Origin of the sequence: Amycolatopsis keratiniphila subsp. keratiniphila, from assembly GCF_001620365.2 — a bacterium.
GTDB lineage: Bacteria > Actinomycetota > Actinomycetes > Mycobacteriales > Pseudonocardiaceae > Amycolatopsis > Amycolatopsis keratiniphila.
Map to the genome: position 1 here is coordinate 59,361 of NZ_LQMT02000032.1, position 15,982 is coordinate 75,342.

At 69.3% G+C, this 15,982-nt stretch carries 14 protein-coding genes; 5 read left to right on the forward strand and 9 right to left on the reverse strand.

The window, feature by feature from the left end:
* Positions 1-72: 72 nt before the first annotated feature.
* The gene (locus tag AVR91_RS30145; RefSeq protein ID WP_063276039.1) at positions 73-1,635 is read right to left on the reverse strand and encodes a deoxyguanosinetriphosphate triphosphohydrolase family protein; all 1,563 of its coding nucleotides are present in this window, start codon (positions 1,633-1,635) and stop codon (positions 73-75) included.
* A gap of 43 nt (positions 1,636-1,678) precedes the next feature.
* On the opposite strand from AVR91_RS30145, the gene AVR91_RS30150 reads away from it, so the two are divergent.
* On the forward strand, positions 1,679-2,806 hold the full coding sequence (locus AVR91_RS30150; RefSeq protein ID WP_063276040.1) for a lycopene cyclase family protein: 1,128 nt from the start codon (positions 1,679-1,681) through the stop codon (positions 2,804-2,806).
* 72 nt (positions 2,807-2,878) lie between these two features.
* The gene (locus tag AVR91_RS30155) at positions 2,879-4,561 is read left to right on the forward strand and encodes a GGDEF domain-containing protein (RefSeq protein ID WP_063276041.1); all 1,683 of its coding nucleotides are present in this window, start codon (positions 2,879-2,881) and stop codon (positions 4,559-4,561) included.
* Positions 4,562-4,564: 3 nt separating this feature from the next.
* On the opposite strand, the gene AVR91_RS30160 is transcribed toward AVR91_RS30155, so the two are convergent.
* From AVR91_RS30160 to AVR91_RS30170, 3 genes are read right to left on the reverse strand one after another with little or no spacing between them, the layout of a single operon-like run.
* Positions 4,565-5,725, reverse strand: a complete 1,161-nt coding sequence (locus tag AVR91_RS30160) for a sulfotransferase family protein (protein ID WP_063276042.1) — start codon at positions 5,723-5,725, stop codon at positions 4,565-4,567.
* Positions 5,726-5,739: 14 nt separating this feature from the next.
* Positions 5,740-6,522: an SDR family oxidoreductase gene (locus AVR91_RS30165; RefSeq protein ID WP_063276043.1), complete on the reverse strand. Its 783-nt coding sequence runs from the start codon at positions 6,520-6,522 to the stop codon at positions 5,740-5,742.
* The gene (locus AVR91_RS30170) at positions 6,519-7,688 is read right to left on the reverse strand and encodes a DUF1214 domain-containing protein (RefSeq protein WP_063276044.1); all 1,170 of its coding nucleotides are present in this window, start codon (positions 7,686-7,688) and stop codon (positions 6,519-6,521) included. The genes AVR91_RS30165 and AVR91_RS30170 overlap by 4 nt, the downstream gene beginning before the upstream one ends.
* Before the next feature lie 87 nt (positions 7,689-7,775).
* Between AVR91_RS30170 and AVR91_RS30175 the strand changes: the two genes are divergently transcribed.
* Positions 7,776-8,663, forward strand: coding sequence for a helix-turn-helix domain-containing protein (locus AVR91_RS30175; protein ID WP_063276045.1), 888 nt, complete (start codon positions 7,776-7,778; stop codon positions 8,661-8,663).
* A gap of 337 nt (positions 8,664-9,000) precedes the next feature.
* Here the strand turns inward: AVR91_RS30175 and AVR91_RS30180 are convergent, their stop codons facing one another.
* On the reverse strand, positions 9,001-9,468 hold the full coding sequence (locus AVR91_RS30180; protein WP_016333182.1) for a nuclear transport factor 2 family protein: 468 nt from the start codon (positions 9,466-9,468) through the stop codon (positions 9,001-9,003).
* A 77-nt stretch (positions 9,469-9,545) separates the two neighbouring features.
* Here AVR91_RS30180 and cysD point away from each other — a divergent pair, with 77 nt between their 5' ends.
* Entirely contained in the window at positions 9,546-10,454 is a 909-nt protein-coding gene (gene cysD, locus AVR91_RS30185; RefSeq protein ID WP_063276046.1) for a sulfate adenylyltransferase subunit CysD, read from the forward strand.
* A complete protein-coding gene (cysC, locus tag AVR91_RS30190; RefSeq protein ID WP_063276047.1) occupies positions 10,454-12,280 on the forward strand; it encodes an adenylyl-sulfate kinase in 1,827 nt (608 codons plus the stop codon). The genes cysD and cysC overlap by 1 nt, the downstream gene beginning before the upstream one ends.
* 105 nt (positions 12,281-12,385) lie before the next feature.
* Here the strand turns inward: cysC and AVR91_RS30195 are convergent, their stop codons facing one another.
* Genes AVR91_RS30195 through AVR91_RS30210 form a run of 4 tightly spaced genes read right to left on the reverse strand, consistent with a single transcriptional unit; the run spans position 12,386 to position 15,900 of the window.
* Complete coding sequence (locus tag AVR91_RS30195) at positions 12,386-13,423, reverse strand: serine hydrolase (RefSeq protein WP_143254153.1); 1,038 nt, start codon at positions 13,421-13,423, stop codon at positions 12,386-12,388.
* A gap of 18 nt (positions 13,424-13,441) precedes the next feature.
* Positions 13,442-14,095 carry a response regulator gene (locus tag AVR91_RS30200; RefSeq protein ID WP_063276048.1) on the reverse strand — a complete coding sequence of 218 codons (654 nt, stop codon included), beginning with the start codon at positions 14,093-14,095 and terminating at the stop codon, positions 13,442-13,444.
* Complete coding sequence (locus AVR91_RS30205; protein ID WP_063276049.1) at positions 14,092-15,321, reverse strand: sensor histidine kinase; 1,230 nt, start codon at positions 15,319-15,321, stop codon at positions 14,092-14,094. The genes AVR91_RS30200 and AVR91_RS30205 overlap by 4 nt, the downstream gene beginning before the upstream one ends.
* A gap of 9 nt (positions 15,322-15,330) precedes the next feature.
* Entirely contained in the window at positions 15,331-15,900 is a 570-nt protein-coding gene (locus AVR91_RS30210; RefSeq protein ID WP_063276050.1) for a TetR/AcrR family transcriptional regulator, read from the reverse strand.
* Positions 15,901-15,982: the final 82 nt, after the last annotated feature.

The window sequence follows — 15,982 nt, forward strand, 5'->3', positions numbered from 1 at the left end:
GTTCGGGTGACGTCGGATGGAGAATTTCCGGATTCGGCCGCAGGTCGTGGGCCGTTCAGGGTAATCGTGTCGTCACAGGACGAACGAGTCCGACCAAGGCTGCGAAGCACGGCCCGACAAACCGTCCATAAGGGTCACCGCCTGCTTGTCCGTCAGCGACGCCACGAAGTCGACGACCGCCCGCCCGCGCGCCAGACCGCGTACGGCGTCGGCACCGGTGACCGGTTCCCCGGTCGCTCCGATGAGCAGCTCCGGCGACGTCCGCGCCAACGCGGAGAACTCGGACTGCGCCAGTTCCACCAGATCGTGCAGCCGTCGCGGGAGCCGGTAGAACTCGTCGCGGTCGAGCAGCCACGCGTCGAGCGCGTCGACCAAGGTGGTCACCAGGCTCGCCTGCCCGCGCTGGTGCAGCGCGAGTTCCGGGCGCAGGAGGACGAACCGCCGGTGCACGAATTTCAGTACCTGCACCTCGTGCCATTGCGCGGGACGCAGCGTGAGATGCCCTGTCCGGGTGGAGGGCGACGCCACCACCTGGACACCGTCGACGAGCCGCGCGGTCCATTTCGCCGAGAAGGCGGCGGTGGCCTGCTCGGCCTCGATGGAACCGTCGAACCCGGTGGCGAGCAGGCCGTCGACGAGTTCCGCGCGCACACGGACGACGGCGCTGGTGAAGGCGTCGTCGTCGACGATCCACCCGTCCTTGGCGTGCATCCGGCGGCGCAGCCGTTCCAGCGAACGGCCGGGCAGCCGCCGTTCGGCGGTCAAGGTCGCTTCGTCCAGTGCGGCCAGTTCCACCGCGTGGTCGACCCAGCCGGTGAACTCGGCGGCGACCGGAGCGTGCTGCAGGACACCGATCCGGTGGAAGTCCTGGAGATCGTGGATGGCGTACGCGATGTCGTCGGCGGTGTCCATCACGGACGCTTCGACGGTCTGCTGCCAGGGTTCGATCCGGCCGTCGAACGGGGCCCGCGCCTGGGTGAAGTCGTCGAGTTCGGTGCTGTAGGCGGAGAACTTGCTCGCGCCGGTGCCGGGGGCGTCGGCCGGTTCGGCGGCGCCGCGGGGCTGGACGGCCATCGACGTCGGATGCGGATCGGGCACGTGCAGCCGCGCCCACGGGTACTTCAGCACCGCGGCGCGCACCGCCGTGGTGAGGTCCAGACCGGACGCGGACGGGCCACGCACGTCGGTGGTGGTGATGATCCGGAACGACTGCGCGTTGCCTTCGAAACCGTCGGCGAGGCCGAACCGGTGCCGGGCGATCCGGTCGAGGGTCTGCTCGCCGAGATGCCCGAACGGCGGATGTCCCAGATCGTGCGCGAGCGAGGCGGCCTCGGCGACGTCCGGGTCACAACCGCCCAGTTTCGCGGCCAGTTCGGCGGAATCGCCGACGGAATTGATCCGCTCGGCGATCGCGCGGGCGACCTGCGCGACCTTGAGGCTGTGGGTGAGCCGGTTGTGCAGGAGCCCGGAACCGCCGGCGCTGACCACCTGCGTCACCCCGCCGAGCCGCGCGAAGAAGGGCGACGCGGCGATCCGGTCGCGGTCGATCCGGAACGGGCTCGTGGCGAGGTCGGTGAACCCGGCGCTCTCGCTCGCCGGATCGCGCCGCCACGTCCTCGGGTCCGTCTGTTCCATGCGCAACACCGTATCCGTCGGGGCGGCGTGATGAGATACGAAGGTGGCGGACGTGGTGATCGCGGGCGGCGGCCCGGCGGGGCGGGCGCTCGCGCGTGCCTGCGCCCGGCGCGGCCTGGCGACGGTCCTGATCGACCCGACCCCGGGCAGACGCTGGCGGGCGACCTACGGGCTGTGGGCCGACGAACTGCCCGCACTGCCTACGAGCGCCGTCGCGTGCGCGCCGTCGGCCACGCTCGCCTTCGGGACCGGACCGCACGTCCTGGATCGTCAGTACCTGGTGGTGGACAACGACGGCCTGCGCCGGTGGCTGAGCGAGGGCTACGACGTCGTCGCCGGGAAGGTGTCCGGCGTGGACCACGGGCGGCAGGGTTCCTCGGTGCGGCTGGAGGACGGACGGACCTTCGCGACGGGTCTGTACGTGGACGCTTCCGGCGTCCGGCCGCGGGGGAACCGCTACGAACAGACGGCGTTCGGCGTGGTCCTCCCCGCCGAGGACGCGCTGCGGCTGGTCGACCGTCCGGACACCGCCGTGTTCATGGACTGGCGGGACACGGAGTCCGGATTCCTCTATGTACTGCCGCTCGGCGACGGCACGGTCCTGGTCGAGGAGACCTCGCTCGCCCGCAAGCCCGGGCTTCCACTGGACGTCCTCGCGGCGCGGTTGCGCACCCGGCTCCGGGCCGTCGGGCTGACGGCGCACGGGCGTGAGGAACGCGTGCGGATCGTGCTCGACCTGCCCGCGCCCCGGCGCGGCCGGACGGTGCCGTTCGGGGCCGCCGGAGCGCTGGTGCATCCGGCGACCGGGTACAGCGTCGCGACGTCGATCCGGCTCGCGGAACCGGTGGCCGACGCCGTGGTCCGTGCTTGGGATCGAGGCCCCGCCGCGGCGGCGTCGGCCGCGCACCGGGCGCTGTGGCCGTCTTCGGCGCGTGCCGTGCACGGGTTGCGACGGTATGGGCTGCGGGCGCTGTGCGGAATGCCGCCCGAACTGGTGCCGGTGTTCTTCGATCGGTTCTTCACGTTGCCCATCGCGCATCAGCAGGCATTCACCAGCGGTCGCGAAGATGTTTCGGGTACCACCGAAGCGATGTCGGCGCTTTTCCGATTGTCACCGTGGCAAGTAAGAAAACACCTGATCGGGTGGCGTGCGTTACGCCGTTCTAGGTAACCCAGGTGCCTTCACGATGAACATCAGTTGACACGTATTTCGTTTCGTGCCGCCACCCGCGAACATTCGCTTGTGACGTTGCAGATCGCTGTCCGCTTCGCTTACCAGCCGTTGTACAGCCTGCACACCGGTGGCGTCGTCGCGTTCGAAGCTTTGGCGCGGCCGGGCCGTGGGACCGCCCACGAGTTGCTCGCCGACGCCCGGCGCAACGGCAGGCTGGCCGAGGTCGACGTCGGGCTGGCCGCCGAGGCCGTGCGGCAGCTGCGTGAACCGCAGGCCGCCCTCCCCCTGCACCTCAACCTGTCCGCGCGGACGGTGGCGGCGCCGCCGTCCCAGTTCGACCCGCTGACCGACGCGCTCAGCCTGGCAGGCCGCCGGACCAGGGACGTGGTGCTGGAGATCGGGCCGCCGTTCACGCAGATCCCCGCCGACCTGCTGCTGACCGGTATGCGGCGGCTCACCGAACTCGGCTTCCGGCTCGCGCTCGACGGCCTCGGCCGCGGCGACCTCCCGCTGACGCTGCTCGCTTCGGCACCCGTCGACCTGGTGAAACTCGACCGCAGCGTGCTGCGCGGCCTGCCGCACGACCCCGCCGCCGTCGCGGTGGTCGAAGCGGTGCTGCACTTCGCGTCGCGCACCGACAACCGCCTGGTCGCGACCGGGCTCGAAACCACGGAGCAGCTGGAGTCCGCGCGGCGGCTCGGGGTGCGGATCGCGCAGGGCAATCTCCTCGCCCCGCCGGACGGCGACCACGCGCCGCTGCCCGCGCCGGACGCGCCAGGGCCGTTCATCCCCGGCACCGCCCGCGCCCGCCGCGTCGGCGACTTCCTCCGGCCCGCGACCACGCTGCCGGAAGACGCGACCTGCGACGACGTACGCGAGGTGCTGGCCGCCGCCGACGGCCCGAGCGGCATCGTCGGCATCGACGACCGGCACCGTCCACAGTGGTCGATCGACCGGACCCGGTTCCTCGTCGCGGTCACCGGGTTGTACGGCCACGCCCTGCACGCCAAACGGCCGGCGTCGCGGCTCGCCGACCGGCCGCACACGATCCACGCCGACGCGAGCGCGCTCGAATTCCTCGAACTGGTCACCGACGCGGACTGGGGCCGGACCGGCGACGACGTCGTGGTGGTCGACGACCGCGGCCGGTGTGTCGGCGTAGTGCTGGTGAACGAGGTCGTCCGCGGGGTCGCGGAGGCGAAGGTCGAGGAGGCGGTCTCGCTGAGCCCGCTGACCCGTCTGCCCGGCAGCGACGCCGTCGCGAGGGACGTCGATCGCCGGATCAACGCCCGGGAGCCGTTCGTCGCTGCCTGGCTGGACGTCGATTCGTTCAAGACGGTCAACGACACCGCCGGGTTCGCGGCGGGCGACGATCTGATCCGCACGCTCGGCCGGACGCTCACCGATCTGGAGGCCCGGCTGCGCCGGATGCGCGTCAGCCACGTGGGCGGGGACGATTTCCTGATCGCCTGCGACGTCGACGAGATCGGTACGGTCGCCGCCGCGCTGCTGGACACGCCGTGGTCGGCCGACGGGCTCCCGGTGACGGTCTCGCTGGCGACCCTGGTGTGCGGGAACGGCGCCATCCGGTCCTACAAGGACGCTTCCCGTCTGCTGGCACCGTTGAAGAAGCAGGCCAAGGAAGTCCCAGGGTCGAGCTGGGTGCTCGGGCGTCCGGGGTCGGACCGGGTCGAGGTGCTGCGCGGGATCACGACGCGCGGCCTGCCCTCGCAGCGCGTCGCCGGCTTCTGACCGTCAGAGATCGTAGGCGGCGCGGTAGGCCGAGAAGCGTTCGTCGACCTCGCCGGCGGTGAGCCCGAAGTCCGCGAGGTCGTACCGGTGCACGGGTTTTCTTTCCCCCGAACGGCTTTCGGCGTGCACGACCGTCATCGCGTCCCGCGCGGCGTCGCTCAGCGGGAGACCGAAATGCCGGTAGACGCCCTCGACCGTGCCGATCGGGTCGCCGACGAAATCCTCATACCGGATATCGCAGAACTGCGCGGGATCGTGCCTTTTCCTTGCCTCCAGTGACTTTTCCGCACCCCGCGCCCAGAGGTCCAGCTGACTGCGGCCGATCACGTCGCCGCGGAAGACGTCGGACCAGCCCTCCGAAGCCTGCTCGTTCAGGCTGCACACCGACGCGACGATGGTACTCGGCGCGCGATGGGTCTGGACGATGAGTGCGTCCGGGTACACCTCCAGCAGCGCGTCGAGCGCGAAAAGATGGCTCGGGTTCTTGAGCACCCAGCGGCGCCCGGCGTCCGGCAGGCCGATGAGCTGCAGGTTGCGCCGGTGCCTGCGATAGGCGTCGGTCCAGCTCTGCCCGTCCAGCCAGCGCGAATACGACGGCACGTGCGCGAGGCATTCGTAGGACACCGATTTCAGCGACTGCCGCAGCAGCTGCCAGCATTCCTCGACCTGATCGGCGGACATGTGGTGCAGCCCCATGAACTCGGGATGCTCGACATGGTGCTTCTCATAACCCGCCTGGATCCCTTGGAAGACCGGGTTTTCCGCCCACGTCTCGCGTGGCGGCCGCGGTTGCGGCACCTCGGTCAGCCAGACCTCCAGCCCTTGGTGCGCCGGATCCTCGGTGAGCAGCCGGTGCAGCGCCGTGGTGCCGGTGCGCGGCAGGCCGGTGACGAAGATCGGCCGTTCGACGGGCACGTCGGCGTACTCCGGGTTCTGCTTCCACGAGGCCTCGCTCAGCGACCTCGCCACCAGCGCCCCGCGCAGGAACGCGCGATGGATCTTGTTGCCGTACGGGGTCAAACCCGCCTCGCGGGTGTACGAATCCAGCAGCACGCGGAGACCTTCGAGATGGTCTTCGCCGCCGAAGTCGTCCAAGCCGGTGAGCTTCGCCGCCGACGCGTGCAGATCGTCCACGGTGCCGATGTTTTCCCGCCCTGGCAGCATGTTCTCTCCTGGATTCAGTGGTGATATTCGCCGGCGTTGACGTCGAGGCACTGGCCGGTGACGCAGCGGGCGAGCGACGAGGCGAGGAACACGACGGTGTCCGCGATCTCGTCCGGCTCCGGCAGGCGGCGCAGGTCGATCGTCTCCGCCGTCTCGGCGTACACCTGCTCCGGCGGCACCCCGCGTTCCTTGGCCAGGTAAGCGAAATACCATTTCAGCGAGTCCGCCCAGATGTAGCCGGGTGCCACGGAATTGACCCGGATCTCCCGCGGCCCGAGTTCCGAGGCGAGGCTCTGCGCGAGCGCGAGCAGGCTGGCCTTCGCCATCTTGTACGCGCCGAACGTCCGCCGGGAATGCCGCAGTACGGCCGAATTGATCATCACGACCGAGCCGCCGCTCTCGGCGAGCGAAGGCGTGAACAGTCGCGTGAGCCGCAGGGCGGCGAGCACGTTGGTCTCGAAACCCGCCCGCACGTCGGCGAGGTCGACGTCGGCGAGATCCATGATCGGCGGGATGGCGAAAGCGTTGTTCACCAAGGCGTCCACCCGGCCGAACGCCGTCAAGGCGGTCTCGGCGAGGTTCGCGGCCGAAGCGTCGTCGGTGATGTCGGTGGGCACGGTGACCGCGCGGCGGCCGAGCGCGTCGACCTCCTTCGCGACCTCGGCGAGCCGTGCTTCGGTGCGGGCGGCGAGGACGACGTCGGCGCCCGCCGCGGCACAGCGCGTGGCGATGGACCGGCCGAGCCCCGGACCGACACCGGAGACCACGATCACCTTGTCCCGCACGAGATCCGTCATCCCAGCATCCTCGCCGCGACGGCGTTCTGACGCGCCGAGATCCGGTCCGCCCATTCTCGCGGGGTCACCCGCGCCTCGTCGTAGTACGGCAACCGGTCGGCGAGTTCGCCGAACTTCACCACCTCGACCTCGGGACCGTCGGTTCCGTCGAGCGCACGGGAGAGGCGCTGCCAGCGGATCTGGACGTACCCGCGGTCGTGCCCCGTGCGTTCGAGCCAATTCGCCAGGCCCGGGTCGCGTTCGCTGATCACGAAGCGGATCTTGCCGTCCGGGTCGACCCGCGCCTGGTCGGCGGTGAGGCTCGTCTGATGGTTGATGTAGTCGAGTGAGAGATACCAGACGCTGCCGAGCTGGATGCCCTGATAGGGCGCGTCCGAACGCGGCACCGTCACGATCATGACCTCTTCGTCGCCGAGTTCGTAGTGCCCCGCCGACGAGTACTGCGTGGTCAGGCCGCCCGGCGTGGGGCGCGGCTCGGTCATCGTGTTCACCGGCAGGTTCAGGTAGAACCACTTCGGGAAGGCGAGGAAGGTGCGCAGCCTGCTCAGCAGGATCTTGCCGGTGACGCCGTACCGTTTGGCCAGCCCGTCGCGGGTGAGCGGCGCGGGGGCGCCGCCCGCGGTGTCGGCGCACTGGATCTGGATCGTGCCGCGGCGTTCGGTGGCCCAGTCGCTGTAGACCTCGCGCACCACGAGCATCGACGAACCCGGGCCGAGGACGAAATAATTGGGGCCGGGGTCGGGTTTCGCCGGGCCGAAGCGGAGTTCGAACGTGCCGTCGTCGGCGATTTCGATCTCGCGGTCGTCGAAGGCGGCGAGGCTGTCCGGCACCTCGACGGGCGAGTAATCGCCGTTGAGGACCTGGAAACTGACGTCGGCCGTGCTCCCCCGCGTCCCGGTGACGACGTACTCGCGGTCCTCGCGGATGTTCGCGTTGAAGTACAGCGTGTCCGGGTTGTCCAGGCCCATCTTCGTGTACGGCCCGGTGGACTGGGTGAAGAACGGGTAGTCGCGTTCGTAGGCCCACGCCATCTGCAGGGAGGCGCGGATACTGCCGGCGAGGTAGTCGTACCCCTCGACCAGATCCTGTTCGGTGCGGATGTGCGGCGCCTCCGCGATGACCTTCTCGGCTTCGGCGATCGCGTCCGCGAGCGGTTGAGTGAGCACCGGCGACTCCTCATACTGGTACAAATATGTACCGACTTGGTACGTTCTTCGCACGGTCAGACTAGAACGCGTTCTAAGGATGGGTCAATGGCCCGACACTCCCCGCCCACCGAGCGAGTCGTGCGGCTGCTCGACTTCTTCGCCTCGAACCCCGGCCGGCGCTTCGGTCTTTCGGAGCTCGCGCGCGAGCTCGACCTGGCGAAACCGACCTGCCTAGGCATCGTGACCGAGCTGACGGCGGGCGGCTATCTGGTCCGAGACCCCCAGCCGGTCACCTACCGACTGGGGCCCGCGATGGTCACCGCCGGCCGCGTCGCGAGCGAGGGTTTCGGCGCGAGCGAGGTCGCGCGACGGCATCTGGAGGACTTGAGCAGGCGCTACAGCGCGACGTGCACGGCGTCGGCGGTGGTCGGCGACCGGATCCTGATGCTGCAGAGCGCCGGCCCGGGCCGGGTCAAACTCGGCGAGACGTATCCGTTCGCGCCGCCGGTGGGCCTGATGTACGTGCTGTGGGACTCCGACGCGGCGTTCGACGCGTGGCTGGCCAAGCCGCCGGCGGTCCCGGTGCGACTGGACGAAGCGCACCTTCGCCGCGTCGTCGCCGAATGCCGGGAGCACGGCTATCTGGTGGAGAGCCTGACTTCCGCGGGGCGGCGGCTCTACGCGCTGATGGCGGGCGTCGGCGCGGAGGAACTGCCACCGGAAGTGCGGGGCCTCGTGGGAGAACTCGTGTCGAGTCTCGGCGAGCGCGTCTACCTCGGCGCCGATCTGGAGCCGCGGCGCAAGCACGCGGTGAGCCTGCTGGCCGCCCCGACGTTCGACGCTTCGGGACGGCAGGAACTGGTGCTCACGCTGTCGGTCGGCGAACCGATCACCGGTGCGGAGATCGCGCGCCGGGGCGCCGCGCTGGTCGCGGCCGCCGATGCCGTCACGGCGGAATCCGGGGGCCGCCACCCCACGCGTTTAGTCCTCTAAATGCGTCGGTTGCTCGCGCCGCCCGGCGTCCTGAAGGGCCCCTTCAGGACGCTCAACGTCTCAAAGGACCCCTTCACGACACGCGAGCCACGCCGCATTTAGAGGACGAAATGCGAACCACGAGCGCCACACCCAGGATCAGCCGCCACCCGGCGTCCCCAATGCCACATTGGGGGCACCGAACGCGCCGCGACACCTGACGCATTTCGTCCTCTAAATGCGTCGGTTGCTCGCGCCGCCCGGGTGTCCCGAAGGACCCCTTCAGGACGCTCAACGTCTCAAAGGACCCCTTCACGACACCCGAGGCCACGAACGCATTTAGAGGACGAAACGCGGGTCAGGAGGACCACCGGTTCGCGGTGAGCTTCAGGCTCGGCACGTCGTCCATCGACATCATCGTTTCGTACAGCCGGTCGTACTGGGTGGACGCGGTCAGCCACACGCCGTCCACCCGCCGATAGGTGTCCTCGTAGTACGCCGCCCCCTCGATGATCACCCGGTGCTCGGGCACGATCACCTTGTCCCGCATCAGCCAGGTGCCCGTCGCGGTGTCGCCGTCGACGTCGATCTCCGGCTGCCCGGCGAAGTGCACCGTGGTGACGCCTGGGCCGACAGCGTTGCGGAAGAACTCGACGATCGCTTCGCGGCCTTCGAAGGTCAGCGGTTTGCCATATGACGGCGTTCCGTATCGCGCGTGCACGTCGGCGGTCAGGGTCCCGGCCATCTCGTCCCACAGCTTGAGGTCGAGGCAGCGGAGGTAGCGGGCTTTGAGGCGTCGGATCTCTTCGAGTGCGACCAGGTCCATGCCGACAGCGTCCTCCTCCCCTTGACCAAGCACAAGAACTTGTTCTACTTTTCTGATCTCGAACGACGGAGGTCACGATGGCGTCCCCGGCCTACGAGCTCACCCATCTCGAAGCACTCGAAGCCGAAGCCGTGCACATCTTCCGCGAGGTCGCGGCGACCTTCGAACGGCCCGTGCTGCTGTTCTCCGGCGGCAAGGATTCGATGGTGATGCTCCACGTCGCGGCCAAGGCGTTCTGGCCGTCGCCGCCACCGTTCCCGGTGATGCACGTCGACACCGGGCACAACTTCGACGAGGTCATCGAGTTCCGGGATCGCACGGTCGACAGGTACGGGCTCCGGCTCGTCGTCTCCAGCGTCCAGGACGACATCGACGCGGGCCGGGTCGTCGGAGACCCGAAGGCCGGCCGCAACCGGCTCCAGACCGTCGCCCTGCTGCGGGGAATTCGCGAGCATTCCTTCGACGCGGTCTTCGGCGGCGCCCGGCGCGACGAAGAGAAGGCCCGCGCGAAGGAACGGGTCTTCAGCTTCCGAGACGAGTTCGGCCAGTGGGATCCGCGCAATCAGCGGCCGGAGCTGTGGGATCTGTACAACGGCAGGCACCGCAAGGGTGAGCACATCCGCGTCTTCCCGCTGTCCAACTGGACCGAGCTCGACATCTGGCAGTACATCGAAGCGGAGAATGTCGACCTGCCCTCGATCTACTACTCACACCAGCGTCCGGTCGTCCAGCGGGACGGCATGCTCCTCGCGCACACGCGCTTTCTCACGGTGAACGAAAGCGAAAGTCCTTACGAGGCAACGGTTCGCTTCCGCACCGTCGGCGACGCGACCTGCACCGGCTGTGTCGAGTCGGTGGCGACGTCACCGGGCGAGGTGGTCGCCGAAGTGGCGGTCAGCAGGCTCACCGAACGCGGCGCCACCCGCGCCGACGACCGGATCTCCGAGGCGGGTATGGAAGACCGGAAGAAGGAAGGCTACTTCTGATGGGCGCTTCACTGGTCCGCCTCGCGACCGCGGGCAGCGTCGACGACGGGAAGTCGACGCTGATCGGCCGCCTGCTGTTCGATTCGAAGACGGTGTTCACCGACCAGCTCGAAGCCATCGAACGCACCAGCCGCGACCGCGGCGAGGCGTACCCGAACCTCGCGCTGCTGACCGACGGTCTGCGCGCCGAGCGCGAACAAGGCATCACGATCGACGTCGCCCATCGCTATTTCGCCACGCCACGGCGGAAGTTCATCATCGCCGACACGCCGGGACACGTGCAGTACACCCGGAACATGGTCACCGGCGCCTCCACGGCGGATCTCGCGCTGATCCTGATCGACGCCCGCAAAGGCGTGCTCGAACAGTCGCGACGGCACGCGTTCCTGGCCAGCCTGCTGGGAATCCCGCATCTGGTGCTGTGCGTCAACAAGATGGACCTGGTCGGCTGGTCGCAGGAACGCTTCGAAGAGATCCGCGAGGAGTTCCGCCGCTTCGCCATGAAGCTTCAGGTGCACGATCTCACCTTCGTGCCGATGTCGGCCTTGCACGGCGACAACGTCGTCCACCGGGGCGCCAGTATGCCTTGGTACGAAGGGACTTCCCTGCTGCATCATCTCGAACAGGTGCACGTGGCCTCGGATCGCAACCTCATCGACGCGCGATTCCCCGTGCAGTACGTGATCCGTGAGCACAGCCGCGACTTCCGCGGTTACGCGGGCACCATCGCGGGCGGGGTGTTCAAACCCGGTGACGAGGTCGCCGTCCTGCCCTCCGGCTTCACCTCCACGGTACGCGCGATCTGGGGCCCGGGCGGCACCACGGTCACCGAGGCCTTCGCCTCGCAGGCCGTCACGATCGAACTCGAAGACGACCTCGACCTCGGCCGCGGTGACCTGATCTGCCGCCCCGGCAACCGTCCCCACACGAGCCGGGACGTCGACGCGATGGTGTGCTGGTTCTCCGAACAAAGCTCGCTGACACCCGGCTCCACCTACGTCGTGCGGCACACCACCAGGGAGACCAAGGCCGAGATCCGCGACCTGGACTACCGGCTCGACGTCACCACCCTGCACCGCGACGAGACCGCGAAGTCGTTGTCGCTCAACGAAATCGGCCGGATCCGGCTGCGTGCCCGGCAGCCACTGCTCTTCGATTCCTACCGCCGCAACCGCTCCACCGGAGGTTTCCTGCTCGTGGACGAGCATTCCGGCGCGACGGTCGCGGCGGGCATGATCACCGGGCCGAGCGTGACCGCGTCGAACGTCGTCTGGCATACCGCCGCGGTCACCAGGGCGGAACGCGCGACACGCGGGCTCACCGTCTGGCTCACCGGGCTGTCCGCGTCCGGGAAATCGAGTGTGGCCGTGGAACTGGAGCGGCGGCTGGTGGCTTCAGGCAGGCCCGCGTACCTGCTGGACGGCGACAACCTGCGGCACGGGCTGAACGGGAACCTCGGCTTCAGCCCCGCCGATCGCGCCGAGAACGTCCGCCGCGTCGCCGAGGTCGCGAAGCTGTTCGCCGACGCCGGCGTGGTCTCGGTGGTCTCCTTGATCAGCCCGTACCGCGCCGACCGCGAACTCGCCCGCGCCACGCACGAGGCCGCCGGGCTGCCGTTCCTCGAGATCTTCGTCGACACCCCGCTGGAGGTCTGCGAAGACCGCGACCCCAAGGGGATGTACGCGAAGGCGCGGGCCGGCGAGATCAGCGGGTTCACCGGGGTGGACGCTCCCTACGAGCAACCCGAGAGCCCGGATCTGGTGCTGCGCCCGGAAAACGGGGATCCCGCCGCGATGGCCGCGCTGATCCTCGCCGCCCTCGACTGACCTGGTCCGCTGAGGACAAGTCGCGTTGCGAAAGCCACTTTCGCAACCTTCAACGTTGCGAAAGTGGCTTTCGCAACGTCAGCGCAGGTCTGCGGAGACTGACGGTCAGCCGCCGTTGGCCGCCCGGTACGGAGCGGCCGCGTAGGTGCGTGCGGTGGCGGCCGTCAGCTTCTCGACCGAGCGGAACATCGTCCTGCCGAGCCTCGCCCGCGCCCGCAACGCCGGATGCGTCGCGGCGAAGTCGTCCTTGTTCACCGCGGGATCACCGGCGAACGCGCCGGAAGCGAAGAGCGCGTAGGTGAGGATCGGCTTGCCGTCCGCGCTGAACATCACGCCCGCCTCGTTGCGGCCGTCGTTGAACCAGCCCGCCTTCGTCGCGACCCGCAGCCGCTCGGCCGAGGTCAGGTCGAGCCGCACGCCGTCGGTGAACGCGCTCAGCGAACGCAGGATGTTCAGCAGGTACTCGGTGGACTTCGCCGAGAGCAGGGTCCCGTCGACCAGTTTCCGCAGCAGCGTATGCGTTTCGGCCGGGGTCGTCTTGCCGAGGAAGAACCGGTTCGGGTTCGCCACCGGAACGACCTGCGTGTGCACGAAACCCTTGCCGCGCAGGATTTCGTTGAGTTCCGCGGCGGGGCAGACCAGTCCGCACAGACGGACGGCGGTGTTGTCGGACAGCGTCAGCAGCGCGGCCATCGCGTGCCCGAGCGTCACCGAACTCGGGTACGCGCCGTCGAGGGCGAAGATGCCGTCGGTGTCCTTGATGACGATGTCGGCCGTGACGTCGACCCGCTGGTCCAAAGTGAGCAGTCCGCGGTCGATCTTGTCGAGCACCGCCGCGGCGACGGCGATCTTGTTGACGCTGTAGGCCTCGACCACGTCGTCGGCCCGCTCGGAGACGGCGGGGACCGGGTTCCCGGCGGAATCCGCGACACTGACATAGGAAGACCAGGTGCCGCCCGCCTTCGCGGTTTCACGGGCGTAGACCTGGGAAATCCGGCGCGCGGCGGACGCGGCGTCGACGGCGGCGATGTCCTGATCGGACTCTTCGGCGGCTTGGGCGACCTGCGCCGTCCCGAGCACCGCGCCCGCGGCGGCGACCGTGCCCAGCCCCAGCAGGCGACGACGATTGACGTTGGTATCCACGCCGGAACCCTACCGTGTTCAGCCCGCAGGCGTGACGAATCCGGTGTCGTAGGCCTTGATCACCGCTTGCGTCCGGTCCCGCGCGCCGAGTTTCGCGAGCACGTTCCCGACGTGCGTCTTGACCGTCTGCACGCCGAGGTACAGCTCCCCCGCGATCTCCACATTGGACAGTCCGCCCGCCATCAGCCGCAGCACCTCGCTTTCGCGTTCGGTGAGCCCGGCACCGGCCAGACCGTCCAGTGGTCCCCGGTTCGCCTGCTGCGCGGCCAGCCGCCGGATCGCCGCCGGGAACAGCAGCGACTCCCCCGCCGCCACGGTGCGGATCGCCGCGACGATCTCCTCGGGCTTGGCCCGCTTCAACAGGAAGCCGCTCGCCCCGGCGAGCAAGGCGTCGTAGACGTAGTCGTCGTTTTCGAAGGTGGTCACCACGATCACCTTCGGCGGATCATCCATAGTGGACATCAGATGCGTGGTCGCGCGGATCCCGTCGACCGAAGGCATCCGGACGTCCATCAGCACGACGTCGGGCCGGAACCGCGACACCAGGCCGGGCACCTCGGCGCCGTCGGACGCTTCGCCGACGACCTCCAGATCGGGCTCCGAGGCGACGATCGCCCGCAGCCCCGCCCGGATGAGCTGTTCGTCGTCGACCAGCAGCACCCCGATGCTCATCGCCGTTCCCCCCATGGCACCGCCACCTCGACCTTCCAGAATCCGTCCGCGCGGCCCGCGGTGATCGTGCCCCCGAGCACTTCCACCCGTTCCGTCATTCCCCTCAGCCCCCGGCCGCCCCCGTCCCGTGACGGCGGCGCGTCGCCGAGCGGATTGGACACCCGCACCCGCAACAGCTCCGCCCCGGCGTCGACGAGGACCGCCACGGGCACCTTACCGGCGTGCCGCAACGCGTTCGTCAGGCATTCCTGCAAGATCCTGTACGCCTCACGCGAGACGACCGGCGGCACCGCGGACGGATCACCGCGCATCTCCGCCGACACCTCGGCGCCCGCCAGCCGGGTGGCCTCGACCAGCGCGGGCAGCTCCGTCAGCCCTGATTGCGGCGTCCTGGACGACGCCTCGTCGCGCAGCAGGCCGAGCACGTGGTCGAGATCGTCCAGCGCGGCGCGGGCCGAATCCTCGATCGCGGTCAGTGCCTGCTCGGTGAACTCCGGATCGGACCTCAGCGTGCGCCGCGCCGCGCCGGCCTGGATGGTCACGACGCTCAGCGCGTGCCCGACCGAGTCGTGCAGTTCGCGCGCGAGCCGGTTGCGTTCGGCGAGCTGTTCGGTGCGCTTCTCCAGCTGGGCGATCCGCTCCGCGGCCGAGACCCCCAGCAGGCTCTTCGCGCAGCGGGTCAGCACCGCGCCCGCACCCCACACGACGTAGGCCAGCGCGACGACGCCGAGCAGGCACGCCAGCGGGATCCACGCGCTCGCCCAGCCCTTCGGCACCTCGATCGCGCTCTCGTCGGTCAGGGCGATCCGGCCGCTGAACGGGGCCGCGATCGTGAAACCGAACGCGACCGGGACGAACAGGCTCACCAGGCTGACGACACACCCGGTGCTCACGTGCAGCAGGAACATCGCGGTCGAACGCAGGCGGACGGGCCAGTTCCCCGCGGGACCGAACACGACTCCCGGCACGGGATCGTCCAGCAGTTCCCGCACGGCCGCGCCCTCCAGCACGCGGACGGCGGGGATGAACGAAGACGCGATCATCACCACGACGACGGTGATCAGCCCGATGACGGTCCCGCGTTCCAACGTCACGACGAGGGGCAGCAGCGACGGCACCATGATGGCGGCGAAGAGCAGATAAGGCACACTCAGTGCGCCGCCGAGGATGAAGTAGACCCATCGACGATAGGTCGCCCGATCCAGGAGCGGGCCGAAAAGTCGCATGGGGTCTTTCTAGCGTGTGCCGGGTTCGCGCGGATCCCTCATCAGTATCTCCGCGATCTCCCTCGCGAGCGTGACCCGATGCGCGTCCCCGTCGATGCCGGTGTGCGCGACGGCGCCTTCGAGCAGGAGGAAGAGCTGCTCCGCGAGCCGCTCGGGATCGGCCGCGCCCGGGACGTCCTCGCGGAGGAGTTCGGCGAACTTCGCCCGCACCGCCGCCTTGTGCCGCCGGATCACGTCGAGCCCGGGATGCCCGGCGGGCAGTTCGGCGGCCGCGTTGAGGAACGCGCAGCCCCGGTCGCTCCCGAGCTTGGGGTGGTCGACGTAGGCGTCGAAGACCGTCAGCGCCCGCGGCGCTTCGGCCTCCGCCAGCCGCTCTTCGAGGTACGCCCACCAGATGTCGTGACGGCTTCGCAGGTACGCGATCGTGAGCTCCGTCTTCGACCCGAAGGACGCGTACAGCGTCTTCTTCGTGACGCCCGCGGCCTCGGCGATGGCCGCGACGCCCACGGCGTTCAGGCCCTCCTGGTAGAAGAGCTCGCTCGCGGCGCTCAGGACGCGCTCGCCGGCCGGTGTCAGCATGCCTCGACTATACCGATCGGTTGACCCGAGCGCGAAATGCGGGAATACTCCAGATGTATACCGCTCGGTATACCCCTGGAGG

Coding starts and splice junctions, on each gene's coding strand:
- AVR91_RS30145 (WP_063276039.1), bottom strand. CDS start 1,635: ATGGAACAGACGGACCCGAGGACGTGGCGGCGCGATCCGGCGAGCGAG.
- AVR91_RS30160 (WP_063276042.1), bottom strand. CDS start 5,725: ATGCTGCCAGGGCGGGAAAACATCGGCACCGTGGACGATCTGCACGCG.
- AVR91_RS30165 (WP_063276043.1), bottom strand. CDS start 6,522: ATGACGGATCTCGTGCGGGACAAGGTGATCGTGGTCTCCGGTGTCGGT.
- AVR91_RS30175 (WP_063276045.1), top strand. CDS start 7,776: ATGGCCCGACACTCCCCGCCCACCGAGCGAGTCGTGCGGCTGCTCGAC.
- AVR91_RS30180 (WP_016333182.1), bottom strand. CDS start 9,468: ATGGACCTGGTCGCACTCGAAGAGATCCGACGCCTCAAAGCCCGCTAC.
- cysD (WP_063276046.1), top strand. CDS start 9,546: ATGGCGTCCCCGGCCTACGAGCTCACCCATCTCGAAGCACTCGAAGCC.
- cysC (WP_063276047.1), top strand. CDS start 10,454: ATGGGCGCTTCACTGGTCCGCCTCGCGACCGCGGGCAGCGTCGACGAC.
- AVR91_RS30200 (WP_063276048.1), bottom strand. CDS start 14,095: ATGAGCATCGGGGTGCTGCTGGTCGACGACGAACAGCTCATCCGGGCG.
- AVR91_RS30205 (WP_063276049.1), bottom strand. CDS start 15,321: ATGCGACTTTTCGGCCCGCTCCTGGATCGGGCGACCTATCGTCGATGG.
- AVR91_RS30210 (WP_063276050.1), bottom strand. CDS start 15,900: ATGCTGACACCGGCCGGCGAGCGCGTCCTGAGCGCCGCGAGCGAGCTC.